Source organism: Anaeromyxobacter sp. SG64 (genome assembly GCF_022690745.1).
Classification (GTDB): domain Bacteria; phylum Myxococcota; class Myxococcia; order Myxococcales; family Anaeromyxobacteraceae; genus Anaeromyxobacter; species Anaeromyxobacter soli.
Genome location: NZ_JALCZB010000089.1, coordinates 1 through 18,474, shown reverse-complemented (window position 1 = coordinate 18,474; position 18,474 = coordinate 1). Strand labels below are relative to the sequence as shown.

Genomic DNA, 18,474 nt, shown 5'->3' with positions numbered 1-18,474 from the left:
GGCTCGAGCTCGAGGGCGGGCAGCTCGCTCGCGGCGTCGCCCTCGGGCGCGGCCGCGGCGAGGTCGAGCGCCTGCGTCGGCTCGGGCGCCTCCGGCGCGAGCGCCGTCTCCGCCTCCCCCAGGGTGTCGAGGACCGAGCGCTCCTGCTGCGCGAGGAGGCGCGCCGCGGTCTCCTCCGCGCGCCGCCGGGCCTCGAGCGCGGAGAGCTGGGCCCGGGGATCCGCGGCGGCGAGCGCGAGCGCGAGCGCGAGGGCGAGCGCGGCGGGCACGGGTCAGGTCCGCCGCAGGGCGCGGGCGACGGAGAGGGCGCTCCCGAGGAGGCCGATCCCCGCCCCGCCGCCGACGAGGGCGACGACGAGCGCCGGCGGCAGCGTGTCGGCGAGCGTGAGCGCGCGCGCCGCCGACACGGCGGCGGCGAGGCGCGGCACGAGCAGCCCGTGGACCCCCGCGAGCGCGAGCACCGCCGCCCCCGCGCCGAGGAGCCCCTGCAGCAGGCCCTCGAGGAGGAACGGCGTGGCGACGAACGCGTCCGTGGCGCCGACGAGCTTCATGATCTCGATCTCCTCGCGGCGGGCGAACACCGCGAGCCGGAGCGTGTTCGAGACCAGGATCGCGGTGGCGAGCGCCAGCGCGCCGAACAGGAAGACGGCCGCGGTCCGCGCGCGAGAGACGAAGCGCTCGACGCCCTCGAGCCAGGCGGTGCCGTAGTCCACGTCGTCGGCGCCGGGCACCGAGCGGAGCCGCGCCGCGAGCTCGCGGGCGCCCTCGAGCGACAGCCCGGGCGCCTCGATCTCCACCGCGTCCGGCAGCGCGCCAGGGCCGACGCCCTCGAGCACGTGCGCCTGCTCGCCGAGCGAGTCCGCGAGCCGCGAGAGCGCGACCTCGGAGGGCACCGCCTCGACCCGCCGCCCCGGCGCGAGCGCGGCGGCGGCCGCCCGGGCGCGCTCGAGATCCGCGCCCGGCGCGAGGTACACCGAGACGCGCACCTCGCCCGCCCACGCGGCGAGGAGCCGCTCGGCGCCGCCGAGCGCGCCGGCGAACAGCCCGGTCGCGAACACCGCCACGAAGACGGTGGCCGCCCCCACCAGCGCGACGTACGGCCCGCGGGCCATGGACTCGAGCGCGCGGCGCGCGGCGCGGAGCGGGCGGAGGGCCATGTCAGGAGACGGCGCGGCGGACGGAGTCGCCGTCGGAGAGGAGGCGGCCCGCCTGGAGCACCACGACGCGCTTCTTGTAGCGCTCGAGCAGCGAGCGGTCGTGGGTGGCCACCACCACGGTGGTGCCGCGCGCGTTCGCGCCGTAGAGCAGGTCCATCACCTCGAGCGTGCGCTCCGGATCGAGGTTGCCCGTCGGCTCGTCCGCGAGGAGGAGCGCCGGGTCCGGCGCGAGCGCGCGCGCCACCGCGACCCGCTGCTGCTCGCCGCCGGAGAGCGAGGGCGGGAACTTGTCGGCGCGGTGCTCGAGGCCGACCGAGCGCAGGAGCCCGCGCACCTTGCGGCGGATCTCCTTCTGCGCGAGCCCCCGCACCTCGAGCGGCAGCGCCACGTTCTCGGCGACGGTGCGGTTCGCGAGGAGCTTGAAGTCCTGGAAGACCACCCCGATGTTGCGCCGCACGAAGGGGATCGCGGAGGCGGAGATCTTCGCCACGTTCTTGCCGAAGAGGAGGAGCTGCCCGGCGGTGGCGGGCTCGTCGCAGAAGATGAGCTTGAGGAGCGTCGACTTGCCGGCGCCCGAGGCGCCGGTGAGGAAGACGAACTCCCCCTTGTCGATCTCGAGCGACACGTCCTGGAGCGCCGGGCCGTCGCCCGGGTACTCCTTGGTGACGTGAAAGAGCTGGATCATGATCTAACGGGGGCTGCGCCCCCGCCCCGCCGTGCGAAGCTCGTCGGGGCCCCACCCCGGCTCGCCGGGTCCCGTGCGACACCGCGGGCGGCTACGCCGCTGACGCGGTGTCGCCCCGGCGGGCTCGCTTCGCTCGCCGAAAGCTTCGACATCATGCGCATGCCTTCGCCGGATCACTTGCGATCGCCGAGGTCGTCGGCGAGGTACGAGAGGATGACCTCGTCGAGGCTCTTCTCGCTGACGAGGTCCTCGCCGAAGAGCGTCTCGGCGCCGTCGCCGCGGAGCGCCGGGACGGGCGCATCGCGGGCGGCGACCACCTCGGGAGGGAGCGACCGCGCAGCGGGCGGGCGCGGCAGCGCGACGCCCTCGCGGAGCTTCACCGCGGGCGCGCGCTCCGCCTGGATCTGGCCGGGCTGGAACGCCTGCGCCTGCGCGCTGTAGACGGCGTCGATGTCGTCGTACACGCCGTTCACGAGGTTCCGCAGCATCTCCTTGTGCTGCTCCTCCATGAGCTCGCGCACCACCTGGGCGAGGTTGTCCGCCCCGACGATGTCCGCGTAGGAGGTCTTCTTCGAGGCGAGGATGTTCCCGCCCACGAACAGGTGCGTGATGATGTGCGGGTTGTCGAGGCCGGAGTCCTCGGTCTGGATGTGGTACGGCTTCCCCTTGTGCTTGATGTTGTGGTTGAAGCCAACCACCATCTTCTTCGCGTCGCCGGCCATTCGAGGCTCCGAGACTACCGCCGCGCGCACGCGCCATCAAGCCGACGGCCGGGCGGAAACCCGCGTCAAAACTCAGGGTACGCGCGATCCCGCGAATGCGAACGCGCGGGGTACTCGCCCCGGCGAGCAGGGGTGGGCCCCGGCAGCTCCGCGGCTGGGGCGGGGTCCCCGCTAGACATCCACGTGCTCCGCCGACGTGACGGTCCGGCCCAGGAACCGCCCCGCCACCGCGAGGAACTTCTCCGGCGCGTCGGTGACGAGGAACGCGTGCGCGCCCTGGCGGCCGCCCTCGTCTCCGAGGCGCGCCCGGACCTCCGCTGCGATGGCGTCGGCGCTGTCGACGAGCGCGAGCTCGGGGAGCTCGCGGGCGATCGCCGCGCGGAGCAGCGGGTAGTGCGTGCAGCCGAGGACGAGCGTGTCGACGCGCTCGTCGCGGAGCGGCGCGAGGTACCGGGCGACGACGCCGCGCACGACCGGATCGTCGGGATCGGTCCAGCCCTCCTCCGCGAGCGGCACGAAGAGCGGGCAGGCCCGGGCGACGACCTCCGCGTCGGGCCGCGCCGCGCGGAGCGCCGCCTGGTACGCGCCGCTCGAGACGGTGCCCTGCGTCCCGATTACGCCGATGCGGCCGCCGCGCGAGGCGCGGATCGCGGCGCGGACGCCGGGCTCCACCACCCCGAGCACGGGGACGGCGAGCTCCGCGCGCAGCGCGGGGAGCGCGACGGCCGAGGCGGTGTTGCAGGCGACCACGAGCAGATCGATCCCGCGGCGGGCGAGCACGCGGGCGTTCCTGAGCGAGTACTGCGTGACCGTGTCGGCGGACTTCGTGCCGTAGGGCACGCGGGCGGTGTCGCCCAGGTACACGGTGTCTACCGAGGGGAGCGCCTCGAGGATGGCGCGCTGGACGGTGAGGCCGCCGACCCCCGAGTCGAAGATGCCGATGCGTGACACGGCGCGGAGTCTACTCGTTCCCCGAAAAATGCGAAGCGCGGGCCTCGAGGGCCCGCGCCTCGCGGAAGCCGTGCGCGCGAGCTACGGGCAGCTCGGCGGCGGCGTCACGAGCGTCGGCGCGAAGCCCGCGTCGCCGATCTGCGCGGCGAAGTGATCGAACGGGACGGTGCAGGAGTCGAGCACCACCTGGCCGCTGCTCGGCCCCTGCGTGGCGATGCCCTGCATCCGGACGGTGTAGTTGTCGAGGTCCAGATCACCGGCGAAGACCGTGGTCGGGAGCGGATCGGAGCAGCCCACCACGTTCGCGTCGACGCGCGTGCCGTACGAGTCGCGCACCTCGTACGAGACGTTCGGCCACCCGGCCTCGGCGCAGCTGCGGTAGTCCGTCGGCGCCTGCGCGGGACCCAGCGCGAGGTACGCGAAGAGGTCCATCGGCGCGCGCACCGCGTCCAGGTCGACGATGCCCTGATCCGTCTCCGCGCCCGCGATCACGTGCAGCGCGACCGTGGTCTCGTAGACGGCGTAGTTGCCGCGCCAGCCCCGGATGCGGGCGGACGGCGAGCCGGCGGGCAGCCCGTCCAGCGTCGCACCCTGCACGCCCTGGTACACGCAGTCGACGACGAACTGCGGGAGCCCGGCGGCGTCGATGGTGACGACCTCGACCGCCGACTGCGCGCACGCGCCGGTCCCGGTGTGCGTGAGGGTCGCGTCGTCGTACAGCACGGTGCCCCCCTGCGTGTTCCTCAGGAAGTCCCAGTAGACGATCGCGGACCCCACTCCGCTGGGGGGGAGGGTGCGGTGGTTGTCGTCGCCGACGATGCAGCCGGAGGCGACGACGGCGGTGGCGAGGATCAGGGCGAGGCGTCTCATGTCATTCTCCGGGCGAGGTCGCGCGAGGCAGTCGAGCGAGAGACCGAGCAACCGATGTGCCACGCGATGCGGACGCGCGGGGGCGCGATTTCATGCAATCGTGCCCCCCGCGGACGGGTTGCCAGGGGGCGACGCCGTGACAGGTCCTCACACTCCCCTGACCCGACATGTAGGCGCACGAACGGGGCAGAATTCGCTCGCTGGGGCGTTTCCTTCTTGCGGGGCTCGCCCGTGCTAAACAAGCGACCACTCTATCGGTGCTCATGACGAACCTCATCCTGCCCCTGCCCGCCCCTCTCGCCGCCGCCGGCGGCGACGGTCTCGACTACTTCGAGATCGCCAAGAACTCCGGCCCCATCGGGATCGGAGTGCTCCTCCTGCTGCTCGGCGCGTCCGCCGTGTCCTGGGCCATCATCGTCAAGAAGTGGCTCCAGATCCGGCGCGCGCAGGACGAGTCCGTGAAGTTCCTCGAGACCTTCTGGCAGTCGAAGCGCCTCGACGCGATCTACCAGGCGGCCGAGTCCCTCTCCGCCTCCCCGATCAGCCAGGTGTTCCGCGCCGGCTACGTCGAGCTCTCGAAGGTCACGGCGCAGAAGAAGGAGGCCGGCGGCGAGGTGAACATGAGCGACGAGCTCGGCGGGATCGAGAACGTCGAGCGCGCGCTGAAGCGCGCCGCCGCGTCCGAGGTGACCCACCTCGAGGCGCAGGTCCCGTTCCTCGGCACCACGGCGAGCGCGGCGCCGTTCGTCGGCCTGTTCGGCACGGTGTGGGGGATCATGCGCGCCTTCCACGACATCTACCAGGCCGGGAACGCAAACCTCGCCACCGTCGCGAAGCCGATCTCCGAGGCGCTCATCGCCACGGCGGTGGGCCTCTTCGCGGCCATCCCCGCGGTCGTGGCGTACAACTACTTCGTGTCGAAGATCCGCGTCCTCGACAGCGAGATGACGAACTTCTCGAACGACTTCCTCAACATCGTCCGGCGTCACTTCTTCAGCTAGGAGCCAACGCCCGTGGCTGCGTCGAGCGGCGGCTCCGGCCGCCAGACCCTCACCGAGATCAACGTCACGCCGCTCGTCGACGTGATGCTCGTGCTCCTCATCATCTTCATGGTCACCGCGCCCCTCATCCAGCAGGGCGTCGAGGTGAGCCTCCCCGAGGCGCGCGCCAAGGCCGTCGAGGCGGAGGACCAGAAGCTCGTCCTCTCGATCAAGTCCGATCACTCGCTGTACCTCGGCTCGAGCGAGGACGCGGCGCGCATCCCGTTCGAGTCGCTCGAGGACAAGCTGCGCGCGAACGCCCGCGCCATGAAGGACCGCGAGCTCTACCTCATGGCCGACAAGACGCTGCCCTACGGCTTCGTCGTCGACGTCATGGCCACCGTCCAGCGCGCGGGCATCACCAACGTCGGCATGATCACCAACCCCGCCGCGGACAAGGTGCGCGAGGCGAGGCAGGAGGGCCGGCGGTAGATGGCGGCGATCCCGGTCACGACCGCGCTCCGCCGGAAGGACCGGCTCTGGCCCGCGACGACCTTCTCCGTGGCCGTGCACGCGGCGCTCATCGTCTGGGTGGTCGTGCGCGTACCGCCGCCCACGATCGACCTCCAGCAGAAGCCGATCGTCGCGAAGCTCGTCCGGATGGGCCCGAAGAAGCCGCAGGAGTACCTCCCGCGCAAGGAGGCCCCGCCGCCTCCCGCGCCCGCGGAGGCCGCCCCGACGCCGGTCGCCGCCCCCGCGCCGCCGGCGCCCGCCGCCCCCTCCGTCGCCATCGCGAAGGCCGAGCCGAAGCCCGCGCCGCCGAAGGCGCAGAGCCCGAACCCGGGCAAGGCGACCAGCAACTCGCTCGCGTCGGTGCTCTCGAAGGTGCGCGCGTCCGCGGCGAAGGCGGAGCCGCAGTACGGCGATCCCGACGGGGATCCCCTCGGCGACTCCGAGGAGGGAGAGGAGGGCGACCTGTACCTCGCGTCGATCGTCCGCGAGCTGCACGCGAACTACGACGTGCCGTCGACGATCTCCGAGCGCGAGCGGATGCACCTCTTCGCGATCGTCGTCATCTTCATCGAGCCCGACGGACGAATCGGCCGATGGCAGGTCCAGACGCCGTCCGGCAACTCCGCCTTCGACGCCGCCCTCGAGCGGACGCTCCGCAAGACGCGCTTCCCTCCGCCCCCCGCCGCATCGCGTGAGTCCTATCGCCGCTCCGGCCAGCCGGTGAAGTTCACCTTGTGATGACTGCCCCCATGACCCTCACACGCACCCTCGCGCTCGCCGCCCTCGCGGCCGCGCTGCCCGCGCTCGCCCAGGAGCGCCCGACCCTCACCATCGGCTCGCCCAACTTCCAGCCGCTCCCCATCGCCGTGGCGCAGTTCCAGGGCGAGGGCGGCGACGCCCGCGCCGGCGAGGTGACGGAGGTGGTCCGGGGCGACCTCACCCTCTCCGGCCTCTTCGACGTGCTCGACCCGCGCGGCTTCCTCGCCGATCCCTCGGAGGGCTGGGCCGCCCCGACGATCCGCTTCGCGCGCTGGACGGACGTCGGCGCGGAGGGGCTCGTGAAGGCGCGCATGCGTCAGGTGGCGGGCACGCTCGAGGGCGAGCTCCACCTGTACGAGGTGCGCGCCGGGCGCGAGGTGCTGGTGAAGCGCGTCAGCGCGCAGGCGTCCGATCCGCGCGGGCTCGCCCACCGCATCTCCGACGAGATCGTCCGCTACTACACGCGCGAGCCGGGGGTCTTCTCGACGAAGCTCGTGGCGATCCGCAAGATCCGCGGGGCCTACGAGCTCGTGATGCTCGACGCGGACGGCAAGAACCCGCGCGTCCTCCTCTCCGAGCGCACCATCCTCCTCGCGCCCGCGTGGCGCCCGGACGGCGGCGCGGTGCTCCTCACGAGCTACCGCAACGGCCGCCCCGAGCTGTGGCTCTACACGCTCGCCGACAAGGGCTTCCGGCGCCTCGCCGCCATCCCGAACGCCTACGGCGGGGTCTACTCGCCGGACGGCAGGGAGATCGCCTTCACCATCACGGATCGCGCGAACAGCGACGTGTGGGTGATGAACGCGGACGGCTCCGGCGCGCGGCGGCTCACGCGCGAGGCCGCCCTCGACCTCTCGCCCTCCTGGTCCCCGGACGGCAAGCGGCTCGCGTTCGTCTCCGACCGGAGCGGCACGCCGCAGATCTACCTGATGGGCGCGGACGGCTCGAGCCCGAAGCGGCTCACCTTCCAGGGGAACTACAACCAGACGCCGGCCTGGAGCCCGCGCGGTGACGCCATCGCGTTCACCGCGCGCGACGAGCGCAAGGTGTTCGACGTGTTCGTCGTCTCGCCCGACAACGGCAAGATCCAGCGCGTGACGCAGGACCAGGGGCGCACGAACGAGGAGCCGACCTGGGCGCCCAACGGGCGGCTGCTGGCGATCAAGACCGATCGCGCCGGCGCCGGGTTCCAGCTCGTCGTGTCCGACGCGCGCGGCGAGAAGCAGACCGTGATCTCCGCCGGCGGCGGCGGGGAGCTCTCCGCGCCGGCCTGGGGCCCGCTCGCCGAGTAGCCCGGCCCCGCAAGCCCGCGGGGACGACCGCGGAGGCGCGAGCCGTCGTCCAGGGGGGACGCCTTGACCGAGCGGTTCGCGGCGATCGACGTCGGGACGAACACGGTGCTCCTCACCGTGGCCGAGCGGCGCGGCGCGACGCTCGCGCCGGTCGTCGAGCGCGCGGAGATCACGCGGCTCGGGCGCGGCGTGGACGCGAGCGGGCGGCTCGACGCGGCAGGCATCCGCGAGACGGTCGCGGCGCTCGCCGCCTACGCCGCCGAGGCCCGCGCGCTCGGCGCCGAGATCGTCGCCTGCGTGGCGACGAGCGCGGCGCGCGACGCGTCCAACGGGGCGGAGTTCTTCGCGGCGGCGCGCGCGGCGGCGGGGCTCGTGCCGGAGGTGATCTCGGGCGACGAGGAGGCGCGGCTCGTCTACGCGAGCGCGTGGCGCGACTTCGGCGGCGCGGGCCCGCTCGCCGTGCTCGACGTGGGCGGCGGGTCGACCGAATTCACGGTGGGCGAAGGTCCCGCCCCGCGCGCGCGCACGAGCCTGCAGGTCGGCGCGGTGCGGCTCACGGAGCGGCACGTGCGGGGCGACCCGCCGTCGAGCGCGGAGCTCGCCGTGCTGCGGGACGCGGCGCGGGAGGCGCTCGGCCCCCTCCGGGAGATGATCGCGGGGCTCGGGCCGGCGCGCCTCGTCGGCGTGGCCGGCACCGTCACGACCCTCGCCGCCGTCGAGCAGGCGCTGCCCGCCTACGACGCGGAGCGGGTGCACGGCGCCATCCTCACCCTCGCCGCGGCCGACGCGCTCCTCGCCCGGCTCGCCGCGCTGACGGTGCGCGCGCGGGCGGCGCTGCCCGGGATGGAGCCGAAGCGGGCCGACGTGATCCTCGCCGGCGCGGTCATCGTGGTCGAGGCGATGCGCGCGGCGGGCTTCGAGCGGCTGACGGTCTCGGACCGCGGGGTCCGCTGGGGCCTCCTCCACGACCGCGTCGGCCCGGCATGAACCGCCTGCGCGCCCGCGCCGGCCGCGTCTACGCGGCGTTCGCGTTCGGGCGCGCCGCGGCGATCTACGAGCTCCTCACCGACCAGGAGGCGTGGCGCCGCGACTGCCGCGCGATGGCCGAGCTCGTCGGCGGGCCGCGCGTCCTCGACCTCGGCGTCGGGCCCGGCACCAGCGCGCTCGAGATGGCGCGCGCCGATCCCGCGCGCCGGCACGTGGGGCTCGACACCTCCGCGCCGATGCTGCGGCGCGCCGCGCGCCACGCCCGCGCGGCGCGGGTGGCGCTGCCGCTCGTCCGCGGCGACGCCCTCGCCCTCCCCGTCCGCGACGGCGCCTTCGACGCCGCCACCGGCCACAGCTTCCTCTACCTCCTCGACGATCCGGCCGCGGCGCTCCGGGAGGTGCGCCGCGCGGTGCGGCCCGGCGGCCACATCGCGTTCCTCGAGCCGCGGGACGGGCGCGCCCGGCTCCGCGAGGCGCTGCGGGCGAGCCCCCGCAACGGCCTCGCGATGGCGCTCTGGCGCAGCATGTCCCGGCTCCACCGCCGCTACGACGAGGCGAGCCTCCCGGCGCTCCTCGCGCGCGCCGGGTTCGCCGAGGCGCGCGCGTGGCCGGTGCTCTCCGGGTTCGGGGTGATGGCAATCGCCGTGCGGCCGGAGTAGAACGTCGGCCCCGATGCGAGCGCCCTGGGCCATCGTCTGCGACTTCGACGGCACCGCCCTGACCGAGGACCTCGGCGATCTCGTCGCCTACCGGTTCGCGGGGGAGGCCAACTACCGCGCCGCCGCGGCGGACTACCAGCGCGGCGAGTTCCCCTTCAGCGTGCTGCTCGCGAAGGTGTTCGCGCCGATCACGGCCTCCCGCGGCGAGATCGCCGCGTTCGCGCGCGAGCGGGCGGTGCTGCGGCCCGGCTTCGAGGCGCTCGTCGAGGCCTGTCGGGCGAGCGGCCGGCCCTTCCTGGTCGTCTCCTCGGGCCTCGACGCCTACATCGAGCCGGTGCTCGAGCGGCTCCCGCCCGCGCTGCGCGCGCACGTGGAGGTCCGCGCCAACCGCGCCGAGCTCTCGCCCGCGGGGCTCTCGGTCCAGTTCCACGGCGCGGACTGCGGTTTCTGCGGGTTCTGCAAGGGCGACGTCGTCCGCGAGCTGCAGCGCGCGGGCAACAAGGTCGTCCTCTGCGGCGACGGCACCGGCGACCGCCACGCGGCCGACGCCGCCGATCACGTCTTCGCCCGCGCCGGGTCCAGCCTCGTGCGCTACTGCGCGGAGCGCGGGATCCGGCACGACGTGTTCGAGACGTTCGACGAGGTGATGGCGCGGTTTCCGCGCTGACTGAGATCACGCGGGGGCTGCGCCCCCGTCCGTCGACGGCTGACCGCCGTCGCCGGGGGCCTCTCCGCGCGCTTCGCGCGGAGCCTCACCCCGAAGGCGCTCCGTCCTTCGGCGAGCTTCGCGCAGCGCCGAGGCGGCCGGGCAGCTCAGAACAACCCGATCGTGAAGTGCGGGGCGAAGATCCGCTCGTTCACGGCGCGGTCGGGGTCGAGGTTGAACCCGAGGTCGAGCGCGGCGGGGCCGATGGGCGTCACGAACCGCAGGCCCACGCCGGCGTTGGCGCGCAGGTCCACGAGCCGGTAGCGCATCGGGTCGAGCCACAGGTTGCCGAGGTCGAAGAAGAGGCCCGCCTCGAGGCTCCGGCGCAGGGGGATGCGCAGCTCGGTCTTGGCGAGCAGGAAGGCCTCGCCGCCCTCGGACACCGGCCGGTCACCGGCGGCGATGCGGCTGCCGCGGTCCGTGCAGCCCACCTTCGTCGGGCTCGTCGCGCAGTGGCGCGCCTCGGCGGAGAGGTCGCTGCGGACGTCCTCGGGGATCATCTCCTCCTCGCCGTAGCCGCGCATCGACGACGCGCCGCCGAGGAAGAAGCGGCGCGGGATGATGGTCTGCGAGCGGCGGTCGAGCGGGAACACGCGGCCGCCGCGCAGGGAGAGCGCGACCACGCTGCCGCGCCCCACCGGCAGGTAGCCGGACGACGACGCCGAGAGCTTCAGCATGTTCGTGTGGATCCCGCTCGCGGGGAGCACGCCGAAGAGGGCGCGGTCGTCCGGGCCCTCGCGCTCGGCGCCGAGGGAGCGGGCGTACTCGAGCGCGCCGGAGGCCGCCCAGCCGGAGTGCGGGTGGGCGGAGTTGTCGCGGTGGTCGATCGAGATCGACGGCCGGAGCGCGTGGAGCGTGGTGATCCCCTCGTCGAACCGCAGCCGCTCGAGGTCCGCCTGGGTGAGGTAGCCGACCGCGTTCGTGCGGTCGATGCGGTCCACCTCGATCTCGTACTGGAGCGAGGCCGACAGCCGGGAGGTGAGCCCCGCGTCCACGCCGGCGATCGCCGAGGCGCGGCGGAGCGCGTAGGCCTTGCGGTGCAGCATCTCGCCGATGACGTTCGTGCGGACGCTCGCGGGGATGGGCAGGAAGGCGAGGGTCGGGGTGCGCAGCCCGACCTCCGCCCGCCCCTCCACGCGATCCGAGGGCGCCTTGCCCGCGAGGTCCGGCCGCTCGACCCAGGGCGTCTCGAGCGGGTAGTTCACCTTCGCGCGCGCGCCCAGCTCGAGCGCGCGGCCGAGGATGTTCGGCTCGCCGTACTCCACGAACGCGCGCGGCCCGTCCGCGATGGAGAACCCGACGCCCTGCGACAGCGTCGCCCACGGCCGCTCGGCGAGCTCGACGGCGAGGTCCTTCGTCGCGTGCGGCGCCTCCGGCTCCTGCACGCGGATGGACACCGAGCGGAACACGCCGAGCCGCAGGAGCGCCGCCTGGCTCTTCGCGATCCGCTCCGGGTCGTAGACGTCGCCCTCCGCGAACGCGAGCGCGCCGCGGACCACGTCGTCGCGGGTGCGCCGGTTCCCCGAGAGCAGCACGCGCCCGATGCGCACCTGCGGCCCCTCGTCCACCACGAAGCGGATCGCCACCGTGTGACGCTCGGGGTCGAGCTCCTCGCGCGCGTCGAGCCGGGCGTAGAGGTGACCGCGCGCGAGGTAGCGGCGGAGGATCGCGGCGCGCGTCTCCTCGATCCGCTCGAAGACGAGCGGATCGCCGGGCGCGAGGCGCGATTCGCGCGCGAGCTCGGCGAGCGACACGATCCGGTTCCCCTCGAACGAGATCGCCTCGACGTGCGTGCGCGGGCCCTCGCGCAGCCGGACCGTCACGTCCGCCACGCGCTCGCGGGCGTCGAGCGACACGGAGGCGCCGAGGTAGACCGCCTCGAGCCACCCGTCGGCGCGGTAGTCGTCCACGATCCGCTCGGCGGCGCGCGCCCAGGACGCCTCGTCCCACACCTCGCTCGGCGCGAGCGCGGCGGGCGGGGCGCGCGGCGGCCGCACGCCCGGGATCGACACGAGCAGCGCGCGCCCGCGGTCGGCCTCCGTCTCGTCTCGCTTGCCGCCCTCCTCGTCGAGGATCGCGGCGAGCTGCGCGCGCAGCGTGGCGGCGTCGCGCTGCTCCACCCCGTCGAGCCGGACCTCCCGGAGCCGGTAGCGGCGCCCCTCCTCGACGTGGAAGACCACCGCGGCGAGGCGACCGTGGCGGGTCTCCTCCGGCTCGACCCGCGCGCCCGCGAACCCGCGCTGGCGGTAGAACGCCCGGATGCGGTCGGCCGCGGCGGCGATGGCCGGCGCGTCCACCGGCTGGCCGTCCTCGAACGCGAGCTGCCTCGCGAGCACCTGCGAGGCGATCTCCTGGTTGCCGCGGAAGACGAAGGCGAGCCTGGGCCCGGCGTCGACCGGGAGCTCCACGTCCGCGAGCCGGCCCTCGACCCGCACGACGGGGGTGCCGACGCGAGCGCGCCGGTATCCGCCCTCGTACAGGGAGGCGCGCGCGGCGCGGACGTCCGCTTCGAGGACGTCCCGATCCAGCACCGCCCCGGCGCGCGAGCGGAGCGCGGAGGTGAGGCGCGGCGCCTCGCCGGACCCAGAGAGCCGCACCGAGCGGATCCGCACGGGCTCCCCCGCCGCGACGCGGAGCAGCGCCGCGTCGTCGCGGAGCGCGCTCGCCTCCACCGCCGCCTCGGGGTACCCGCGGCGCGCGAGCAGGGTTCGGACCCGCGCGGCGGCCGCGTCGAGGTCGGAGGCGTCGAACGGCTCGCCGGTGGGGAGCCGCGCCGCGGCGCGCACGCCGGCGGCGTCGAGCACCGCGGGCCCCTCGATCCGCACCTCGAGTGTCGCGAGCATCCGGACCGGGAGGGCCTCGATGACCAGCGACACCCACTCGCCGTGCTGGTTCGGTGGCGGCGCCGCCGGGGTGGCGCGGATCACCACGTCGCGGAACCGGCCGGTCTGGTAGAGGCGCTGCACGGTGCGGCGCAGCGCGCGAGTGGAGAGCGCCTCCCCCGGCCGCACGTCCACGAACGCGGCGAGCGCGACGCGGTCCTCCGTCTCGGGCACCCGCAGCTCGACGCCGACCACGCGCGGCGGCGAGGACACGTCCGCCGGCGCTGGAGGGGGCGCGGCCGCGGCGGGGAGCGCCGCGCAGGCGAGCACGGCCGCGAGCAGGCACGCGAGGCGGCGCAGCGAGCAGGGATCGACGCGGACCGTCACTTCTGATCCGTCCATTCCCAGCGCAGCTTCAGGTCCACCCCGTGATCGCCGGTGGCCACGTCGGGGTTGTCGTTGTCCCACTGGTACTGCACCGCGGTGTGATCGCCGAGCCGGAGCTCCGCCTGCGCCTTCTGCCCCCGCGCGCCGGCGAGCGGCGCCTGGTAGCGGAGCCGCAGCTTGTCGCGCAGGAACCACGACTCGAACTCCGCGCGCGGCTCGACCTGGCCGCTCCCCTCCGAGTACGCGCTCGTGATCCGGACCGACAGATCGCGCATGACGCCGGTGCGCGGCAGGAAGCGCTTCACCTGCTCGTCCAGCCCGGACGCCGAGAAGAGCGCCTGCGCCGCCGCCGCGGTGGCGACGCCGCCCACGCCGGCGCCCGCCGCCGCGTCGCGCCGGGTGAACCCGAGCGAGAGGAGCGTGATGATGTCCGGCTGCGCGAGCGCGGGCGCGCTCGTGAGCGTGATCTGCGGGTCGCTCATCGGCCCGAAGACGTGCATGAAGACCTGGTAGTCCCGCACCTGCGACTCACCGTGCACGTCGAGCGCGAGCGCGACCCGGTTCCGGTCGGTGAGCTCCAGGATGGCGTGCGTGAGCTGGAACTCGTTGCCGCGGAACATCGCGCGGCTCCCCTCGGCCATCGAGAGCGTGCCGACGAGGCCGGGGGCCGCGAGGGAGCCGGTGAGGGTCAGCTCGCCGGAGAGGGCGCCACGCACGAGGTCGTTGTCGATCCGCGCGTCGCCGTCGACCGCGACCTGCACGTCGAACCGGAGCCACTCGCCCGCGCGATCGTAGGCGCGGGGCGGCGCGACCGCGCGCCGGCGCACCTCGAGCAGGCTTCGCTCGAGGTCGACGTCGGCGGTGTAGCGCGCGCGCAGGACGTGGACGCGCCCGGTGAGCGTGGTCGCGTCCGGGGAGCCCGTCGCCTCCAGCCGGCCGGAGAGGGTGACCGGGAGGTACGCCGGGACGGCGAGCGGGATCTCGTCGAGCTTCGCCTCGACCCGGAGGCGTGACGGGCGGAAGGACGAGAGCTGCACCTCGCCCTCGAGCCGGGCGCGGCCGCCGTTCACCGCGGCCTCGAGCCCGTCGAACAGGATGCGGTTCTGCGAGAAGGCGAGATCGCCGCGCAGGCCCGAGAAGGCGAGCGTCATCTCGCGCAGCTCGAACCCGGCGTCCTCGACGCGTCCGGCGCCGACCAGGACCGGCTCCTCGGCGGTGCCGGCCACGTGCGCCTCGAGCGTCAGCCGCCCCGCGGGACGGCGCAGCGCGGGCGTGAGCCCGCCGAGGAGGCGCAGATCGAGGTTGCCGCGCGCGGAGACGTCGAGCTGACCCGAGGCCGCGCGCGCGCCGGAGAGCGCGAGCTCGGTGTTCGTCCCGCGCAGGACGAGCCCCTGCACCTCGACCCGGCCGCGGTCGAGGTCCAGCACCGCCGGGCCGGCCGACTGCACGCGGAAGTCCGCGTACCCGGCCTGGACCTCGTCGAGCCGCACGCGCGCGCGCGCGAGCGACAGGTCCGCGAGCTCGCCCTCCGCGGTCCCCTCCCCCGCGACGCGGGCGCGGAAGCCCGCCGGCGCGCCGTCGGGGAGCAGCCGCGTCACGTCGTGCATCGCGAGCCGCGCGCGCGCACGGAACGGCATGCGTCCCGAGAGCGTCGCCTCTCCCTCGAACGAGACGCCCTCGGCGCCGCCCGTCACGACGAGCCGCTCGCCCTCGAGCGTCCCGCCCACCTGCACCGTCCCGAGGCCGAACCCCTCCGCGTGCACCGCGTCGCCGTTCGCCGCGAAGCGCACGCGCGGCCGGTCCACGGAGCCCTCCAGCGTCGCGGTCCCGGCGACGGTGCCGGACCACGTGCCGCCCGACAGCCCGAGCGACGCGATCGGCACGCCGGAGAAGGAGACGTCGACGTCCCAGGGGAACGGCGGCAGGGCGCTCCACGTGCCGGTGGCGCGCGCGACCCCGGTGCCGCGGCGCAGCTCCGCGCGATCGAGGCGCGTCTCGACGCCCTTGTGGATGCGGCCCTCCGCCCGCCCGGAGTCGTAGCGGCGGCCGTAGATCGTCCCGGCGCCGAAGCGGGCCTCGAACTCGGCGTCCACCGCGTCCGCGGGGCCGGTCGCGGTGCCGGACACCTCCACGTCGCCGTCCACGACCTCGCGCATCCAGCGCGACCGCGGGAGCCAGTCGCGCACGGCGTCGAGCAGGTCGCGGATCCGTCCCTTCGCCTCGAACCGCGAGGAGACGACGTGCGCCGGCGTGCGGTCGAGGTCCACGACGCCCTCGCCCTTCCAGCGCGACACGTTCCGCGCCCCCTCGGCGCCCGAGAAGCGCAGGAGGAAGTCGTCGTAGCGGAAGTCCGACGAGACGTTCCCGAGATCGACGTCGAGGAAGCGGAAGCGCTCGATGCGGGTGCGGCCGACCACGTGCGGGTTGCCGTACGGCGCCGCTTCGATCGTCGCGTCCATGCGGGCGAGCCCGGCCCAGGGGACGTCTGCCACGCGCCCGAGCGCGTCGAGGTCCGCCTCGCCGCGCGCGCGGACCGAGAAGCCGCGCGCCTCCGAGAAGTGGACCGCCGCGTCGGCGCTGACCGTGCCGCGTCCGACCGAGAGCCGGCCGGCGTCGAAGAACAGCCCCTCCCGATCCACGCGGACCTTGGACTCGAGCCGCCCCGCCGCGAACGCCACGACGCCGGGGTCGCCCTTCGCCTGGCGGTACGGGCGCGTGAGCGCGCGCAGGTCGCGCACGTCGACCCCGAGCTCGCCGCCGAGCGCCGGCGGCCACAGGGTGCCGGACACCGCCGCCCGGCCGTCGAGCTTGAGGCTCACCCAGGGATCGCGGACGCCGAGCCGATCGAGCACCTCCGCGAGCTCGGCCCCGCGCAGCTCGACCTCCGCCGCGATCGGCGCGCCGCGCGCGAGGCGGAGCGTGCCGCGCGCGAGGGCGCTGCCCTCGGCGAGCGGGACCTCGATCCGGTCGAACACGACCTCCTCGCCGGCGAGCCGCAGCGCCGCCTGGCCGGCGCCGGCGCGCTGCGCGCCGATCCGGACCCCCGTCCAGGCGACGGTCGCGGACACCTCCGGCGCGCTCGCGGGGCCGCGCACGCTCGCGACGACCTCGGCGCTCCCCTCCGCGTCTGCGTTCACGCCCGCGAGCGCGAGCGCGTCGGCGACGCCGCCGTGAGCGGTCGCGGTGAGCTCGAACGACGGGTCGCACAGGTCGCGGACCTCGCCGCGCGCGGAGAGGCGCACCCCGCCGATGTCGGCCTCCGCCCCGTTCACCACCAGGCGCGAGAGATCGAGCGCCACCTCCACGTCGGCGGAGACGGACGAGGCGTCGAAGGCGCGCCCCGGCCCCGTGAGGCGCGCCGGCCCCGCGGAGATCTCCACGCGCGCGCGCCGGTGCGCCGCGCCGAACGCCCGGAGCGAGCGCGCGGGCGGGCGCGACCGGACGTCGATGCGGTCCACGACGAGGCGGCGGCCCCCCGCGAGCGCCACGTCTATCGCCCCCGCCTCGACGTCCAGGTGCCGGACCTCGAAGCGCGCGAGGAGCGGGGGCGGGCAGGCGTCGGCGGCGCCGGCCCCGCTGCGCGGCGAGCGCGGGGGGACCACGACCCGCGGACGCACGAGGCGCAGCTCGGCGAGGTGGAGCTGGCGCCCCAGCGCCTGGATCGGCGCGAGCCGGGCGGCGAGCGCGTCGGCGGTGAAGAGCGGCGCCGAGGCCGGCCCGAGCCGGATGCCCTCCGCCTCGAGCTCCAGCGCGAGCGGCCGGATCCGGCACGCCGCGACGGCGAGCTCGAGGCCGGTCGTGCGCTCCACGCGCTCGGCGGCGAGCGCGCAGATGCGATCCGCCGCCCAGCGCGTGCGCAGCCCCGCGATCGTGCCGCCCACCAGGGCCACGATGAGCGCGAGGAACGCCAGGGCGACGGTGCGCTTCTTCACCTGCCTCGATTCTCCACCGCGATCCGCGCCGGACCAAGCGCGCGGCCGCTACTCGAGCGACTCGAGGTAGCGATCGATCTCGGCGAGGTCGAGCCGCGCCGGGCGTTCCACCGGACCGGCGTCCGCCGCGGGGGCCTCGATGCCGAGGTCGCGGGCGACGCGGTCGACGAACCGCTCGTCGAGCTCTCGCGCGCGGGCCACGAAGCCCTCGAAGAGGGCGTTGTCGCACAGGGTGTTGATGAGGCGCGGGGTGCCGCGCGTGTAGGCGTGGATGCGCGCGAGGGCGCCCGCGGAGAACGGCACGCGCGGGGCCCCGGCGAGCCGCAGCCGGTGCCGGACGTACGCGTCGGTCGCCTCGCCCGACAGCGGCTCGAGCCGGTACTTGAGCGCGACGCGCTGCGCGAGCGGCGGATCGAGCTTCAGGTTCTGCTCGATCTCCGGCAGCCCGAAGAACACGAACGAGAGGAGCTTGCGCTCGGGGACCTCGAGGTTCAGCAGCCCGCGGAACTCCTCCATGATCTCGCGCGTGGCGAGCATCTGGGCCTCGTCGATGAGGACGACGGCCTTCTTGCCCTGCTCGTAGATCCGGACGAGCCGCTGGTAGAGCTGGGAGAGCAGCGCGAGCTTCTCGTCCGCGGGACTCTCGACCCCGAGCTGGAGCGCGATCCGCTTGAGCAGCCAGCTCGCCGTGATGCCCGAGTGGATGATGACGAGGAGCGCCGCCTCGTACTCCTCCTCCGGCAGCGCGTCGAGCATCCGCCGCGCGAGCGTGGTCTTGCCCGCGCCGATGTCGCCCACGAGCACGGCGAGCCCCTTCATCCCGGAGACGGCGTGCGTGAGCCGCAGGAGCGCCTGCGCGTGCTGGGCGGACGAGTAGTAGAAGCGCGAGACCGGCGCGTTCGAGAACGGCTCCTGCGACAGCTCGTAGTACTCGAGATAGTTCACGCGACGTCCTTCGGCGCTACAGGTACCCGATGTTCTTCTTGGCGCCCGGTGCGGGCGGGCGCGGCGGCGCGGCGGGCGGGCGCGCGCCGCGGGCGGCGTCGGCGGGC

At 74.9% G+C, this 18,474-nt stretch carries 15 protein-coding genes and 1 pseudogene; 7 read left to right on the top strand and 9 right to left on the bottom strand.

Annotated features, from left to right (window positions below):
- The 6 genes and pseudogenes from MNZ29_RS19550 to MNZ29_RS19525 form a co-directional block, all read right to left on the bottom strand.
- Nucleotides 1–269, bottom strand: a pseudogene (locus MNZ29_RS19550) (hypothetical protein); the annotation flags it as partial.
- A 3-nt stretch (nt 270–272) separates the two neighbouring features.
- On the bottom strand, nt 273–1,157 hold the full coding sequence (locus MNZ29_RS19545; protein WP_242340549.1) for an ABC transporter permease: 885 nt from the start codon (nt 1,155–1,157) through the stop codon (nt 273–275).
- Between the two features lies 1 nt (nt 1,158).
- Nucleotides 1,159–1,842 carry a cell division ATP-binding protein FtsE gene (ftsE, locus tag MNZ29_RS19540; RefSeq protein ID WP_242340548.1) on the bottom strand — a complete coding sequence of 228 codons (684 nt, stop codon included), beginning with the start codon at nt 1,840–1,842 and terminating at the stop codon, nt 1,159–1,161.
- Nucleotides 1,843–2,015: 173 nt separating this feature from the next.
- On the bottom strand, nt 2,016–2,564 hold the full coding sequence (locus MNZ29_RS19535) for a hypothetical protein (protein WP_242340547.1): 549 nt from the start codon (nt 2,562–2,564) through the stop codon (nt 2,016–2,018).
- 171 nt (nt 2,565–2,735) lie between these two features.
- Complete coding sequence (murI, locus tag MNZ29_RS19530) at nt 2,736–3,515, bottom strand: glutamate racemase (RefSeq protein WP_242340546.1); 780 nt, start codon at nt 3,513–3,515, stop codon at nt 2,736–2,738.
- 81 nt (nt 3,516–3,596) lie between these two features.
- Nucleotides 3,597–4,385 (bottom strand): hypothetical protein, encoded by a 789-nt coding sequence (locus MNZ29_RS19525; RefSeq protein ID WP_242340545.1) that lies wholly within the window; start codon nt 4,383–4,385, stop codon nt 3,597–3,599.
- A gap of 263 nt (nt 4,386–4,648) precedes the next feature.
- Between MNZ29_RS19525 and tolQ the strand changes: the two genes are divergently transcribed.
- From tolQ to MNZ29_RS19490, 7 genes are all read left to right on the top strand, one after another.
- Nucleotides 4,649–5,386 carry a protein TolQ gene (gene tolQ / locus MNZ29_RS19520; protein WP_242340544.1) on the top strand — a complete coding sequence of 246 codons (738 nt, stop codon included), beginning with the start codon at nt 4,649–4,651 and terminating at the stop codon, nt 5,384–5,386.
- Between the two features lie 12 nt (nt 5,387–5,398).
- Complete coding sequence (tolR, locus tag MNZ29_RS19515) at nt 5,399–5,857, top strand: protein TolR (protein WP_242340543.1); 459 nt, start codon at nt 5,399–5,401, stop codon at nt 5,855–5,857.
- Nucleotides 5,858–6,616, top strand: coding sequence for an energy transducer TonB (locus tag MNZ29_RS19510; RefSeq protein WP_242340542.1), 759 nt, complete (start codon nt 5,858–5,860; stop codon nt 6,614–6,616).
- Between the two features lie 11 nt (nt 6,617–6,627).
- Complete coding sequence (locus MNZ29_RS19505; RefSeq protein ID WP_242340541.1) at nt 6,628–7,929, top strand: protein TolB; 1,302 nt, start codon at nt 6,628–6,630, stop codon at nt 7,927–7,929.
- 63 nt (nt 7,930–7,992) lie between these two features.
- The gene (locus tag MNZ29_RS19500; protein ID WP_242340540.1) at nt 7,993–8,916 is read left to right on the top strand and encodes a Ppx/GppA phosphatase family protein; all 924 of its coding nucleotides are present in this window, start codon (nt 7,993–7,995) and stop codon (nt 8,914–8,916) included.
- Nucleotides 8,913–9,575 carry a class I SAM-dependent methyltransferase gene (locus MNZ29_RS19495; protein WP_242340539.1) on the top strand — a complete coding sequence of 221 codons (663 nt, stop codon included), beginning with the start codon at nt 8,913–8,915 and terminating at the stop codon, nt 9,573–9,575. Before MNZ29_RS19500 ends, MNZ29_RS19495 begins: the two co-directional genes overlap by 4 nt.
- Nucleotides 9,576–9,588: 13 nt before the next feature.
- Entirely contained in the window at nt 9,589–10,242 is a 654-nt protein-coding gene (locus MNZ29_RS19490; RefSeq protein ID WP_242340538.1) for an MtnX-like HAD-IB family phosphatase, read from the top strand.
- A 146-nt stretch (nt 10,243–10,388) separates the two neighbouring features.
- On the opposite strand, the gene MNZ29_RS19485 is transcribed toward MNZ29_RS19490, so the two are convergent.
- From MNZ29_RS19485 to MNZ29_RS19475, 3 genes are read right to left on the bottom strand one after another with little or no spacing between them, the layout of a single operon-like run.
- Entirely contained in the window at nt 10,389–13,505 is a 3,117-nt protein-coding gene (locus MNZ29_RS19485; RefSeq protein WP_242340537.1) for a POTRA domain-containing protein, read from the bottom strand.
- Nucleotides 13,487–17,422, bottom strand: coding sequence for a translocation/assembly module TamB (locus tag MNZ29_RS19480; RefSeq protein ID WP_242340536.1), 3,936 nt, complete (start codon nt 17,420–17,422; stop codon nt 13,487–13,489). The genes MNZ29_RS19485 and MNZ29_RS19480 overlap by 19 nt, the downstream gene beginning before the upstream one ends.
- A gap of 48 nt (nt 17,423–17,470) precedes the next feature.
- Nucleotides 17,471–18,367, bottom strand: a complete 897-nt coding sequence (locus tag MNZ29_RS19475) for an ExeA family protein (RefSeq protein WP_242340535.1) — start codon at nt 18,365–18,367, stop codon at nt 17,471–17,473.
- Nucleotides 18,368–18,474 lie beyond the last annotated feature (107 nt).

Excerpts from the sequence above, each read along its gene's own strand:
- MNZ29_RS19485 (WP_242340537.1), bottom strand. The coding sequence starts at position 13,505 with ATGGACGGATCAGAAGTGACGGTCCGCGTCGATCCCTGCTCGCTGCGC.
- MNZ29_RS19545 (WP_242340549.1), bottom strand. The coding sequence starts at position 1,157 with ATGGCCCTCCGCCCGCTCCGCGCCGCGCGCCGCGCGCTCGAGTCCATG.
- MNZ29_RS19490 (WP_242340538.1), top strand. The coding sequence starts at position 9,589 with ATGCGAGCGCCCTGGGCCATCGTCTGCGACTTCGACGGCACCGCCCTG.
- MNZ29_RS19505 (WP_242340541.1), top strand. The coding sequence starts at position 6,628 with ATGACCCTCACACGCACCCTCGCGCTCGCCGCCCTCGCGGCCGCGCTG.
- MNZ29_RS19535 (WP_242340547.1), bottom strand. The coding sequence starts at position 2,564 with ATGGCCGGCGACGCGAAGAAGATGGTGGTTGGCTTCAACCACAACATC.
- MNZ29_RS19495 (WP_242340539.1), top strand. The coding sequence starts at position 8,913 with ATGAACCGCCTGCGCGCCCGCGCCGGCCGCGTCTACGCGGCGTTCGCG.
- MNZ29_RS19510 (WP_242340542.1), top strand. The coding sequence starts at position 5,858 with ATGGCGGCGATCCCGGTCACGACCGCGCTCCGCCGGAAGGACCGGCTC.
- MNZ29_RS19525 (WP_242340545.1), bottom strand. The coding sequence starts at position 4,385 with ATGAGACGCCTCGCCCTGATCCTCGCCACCGCCGTCGTCGCCTCCGGC.
- tolQ (WP_242340544.1), top strand. The coding sequence starts at position 4,649 with ATGACGAACCTCATCCTGCCCCTGCCCGCCCCTCTCGCCGCCGCCGGC.
- ftsE (WP_242340548.1), bottom strand. The coding sequence starts at position 1,842 with ATGATCCAGCTCTTTCACGTCACCAAGGAGTACCCGGGCGACGGCCCG.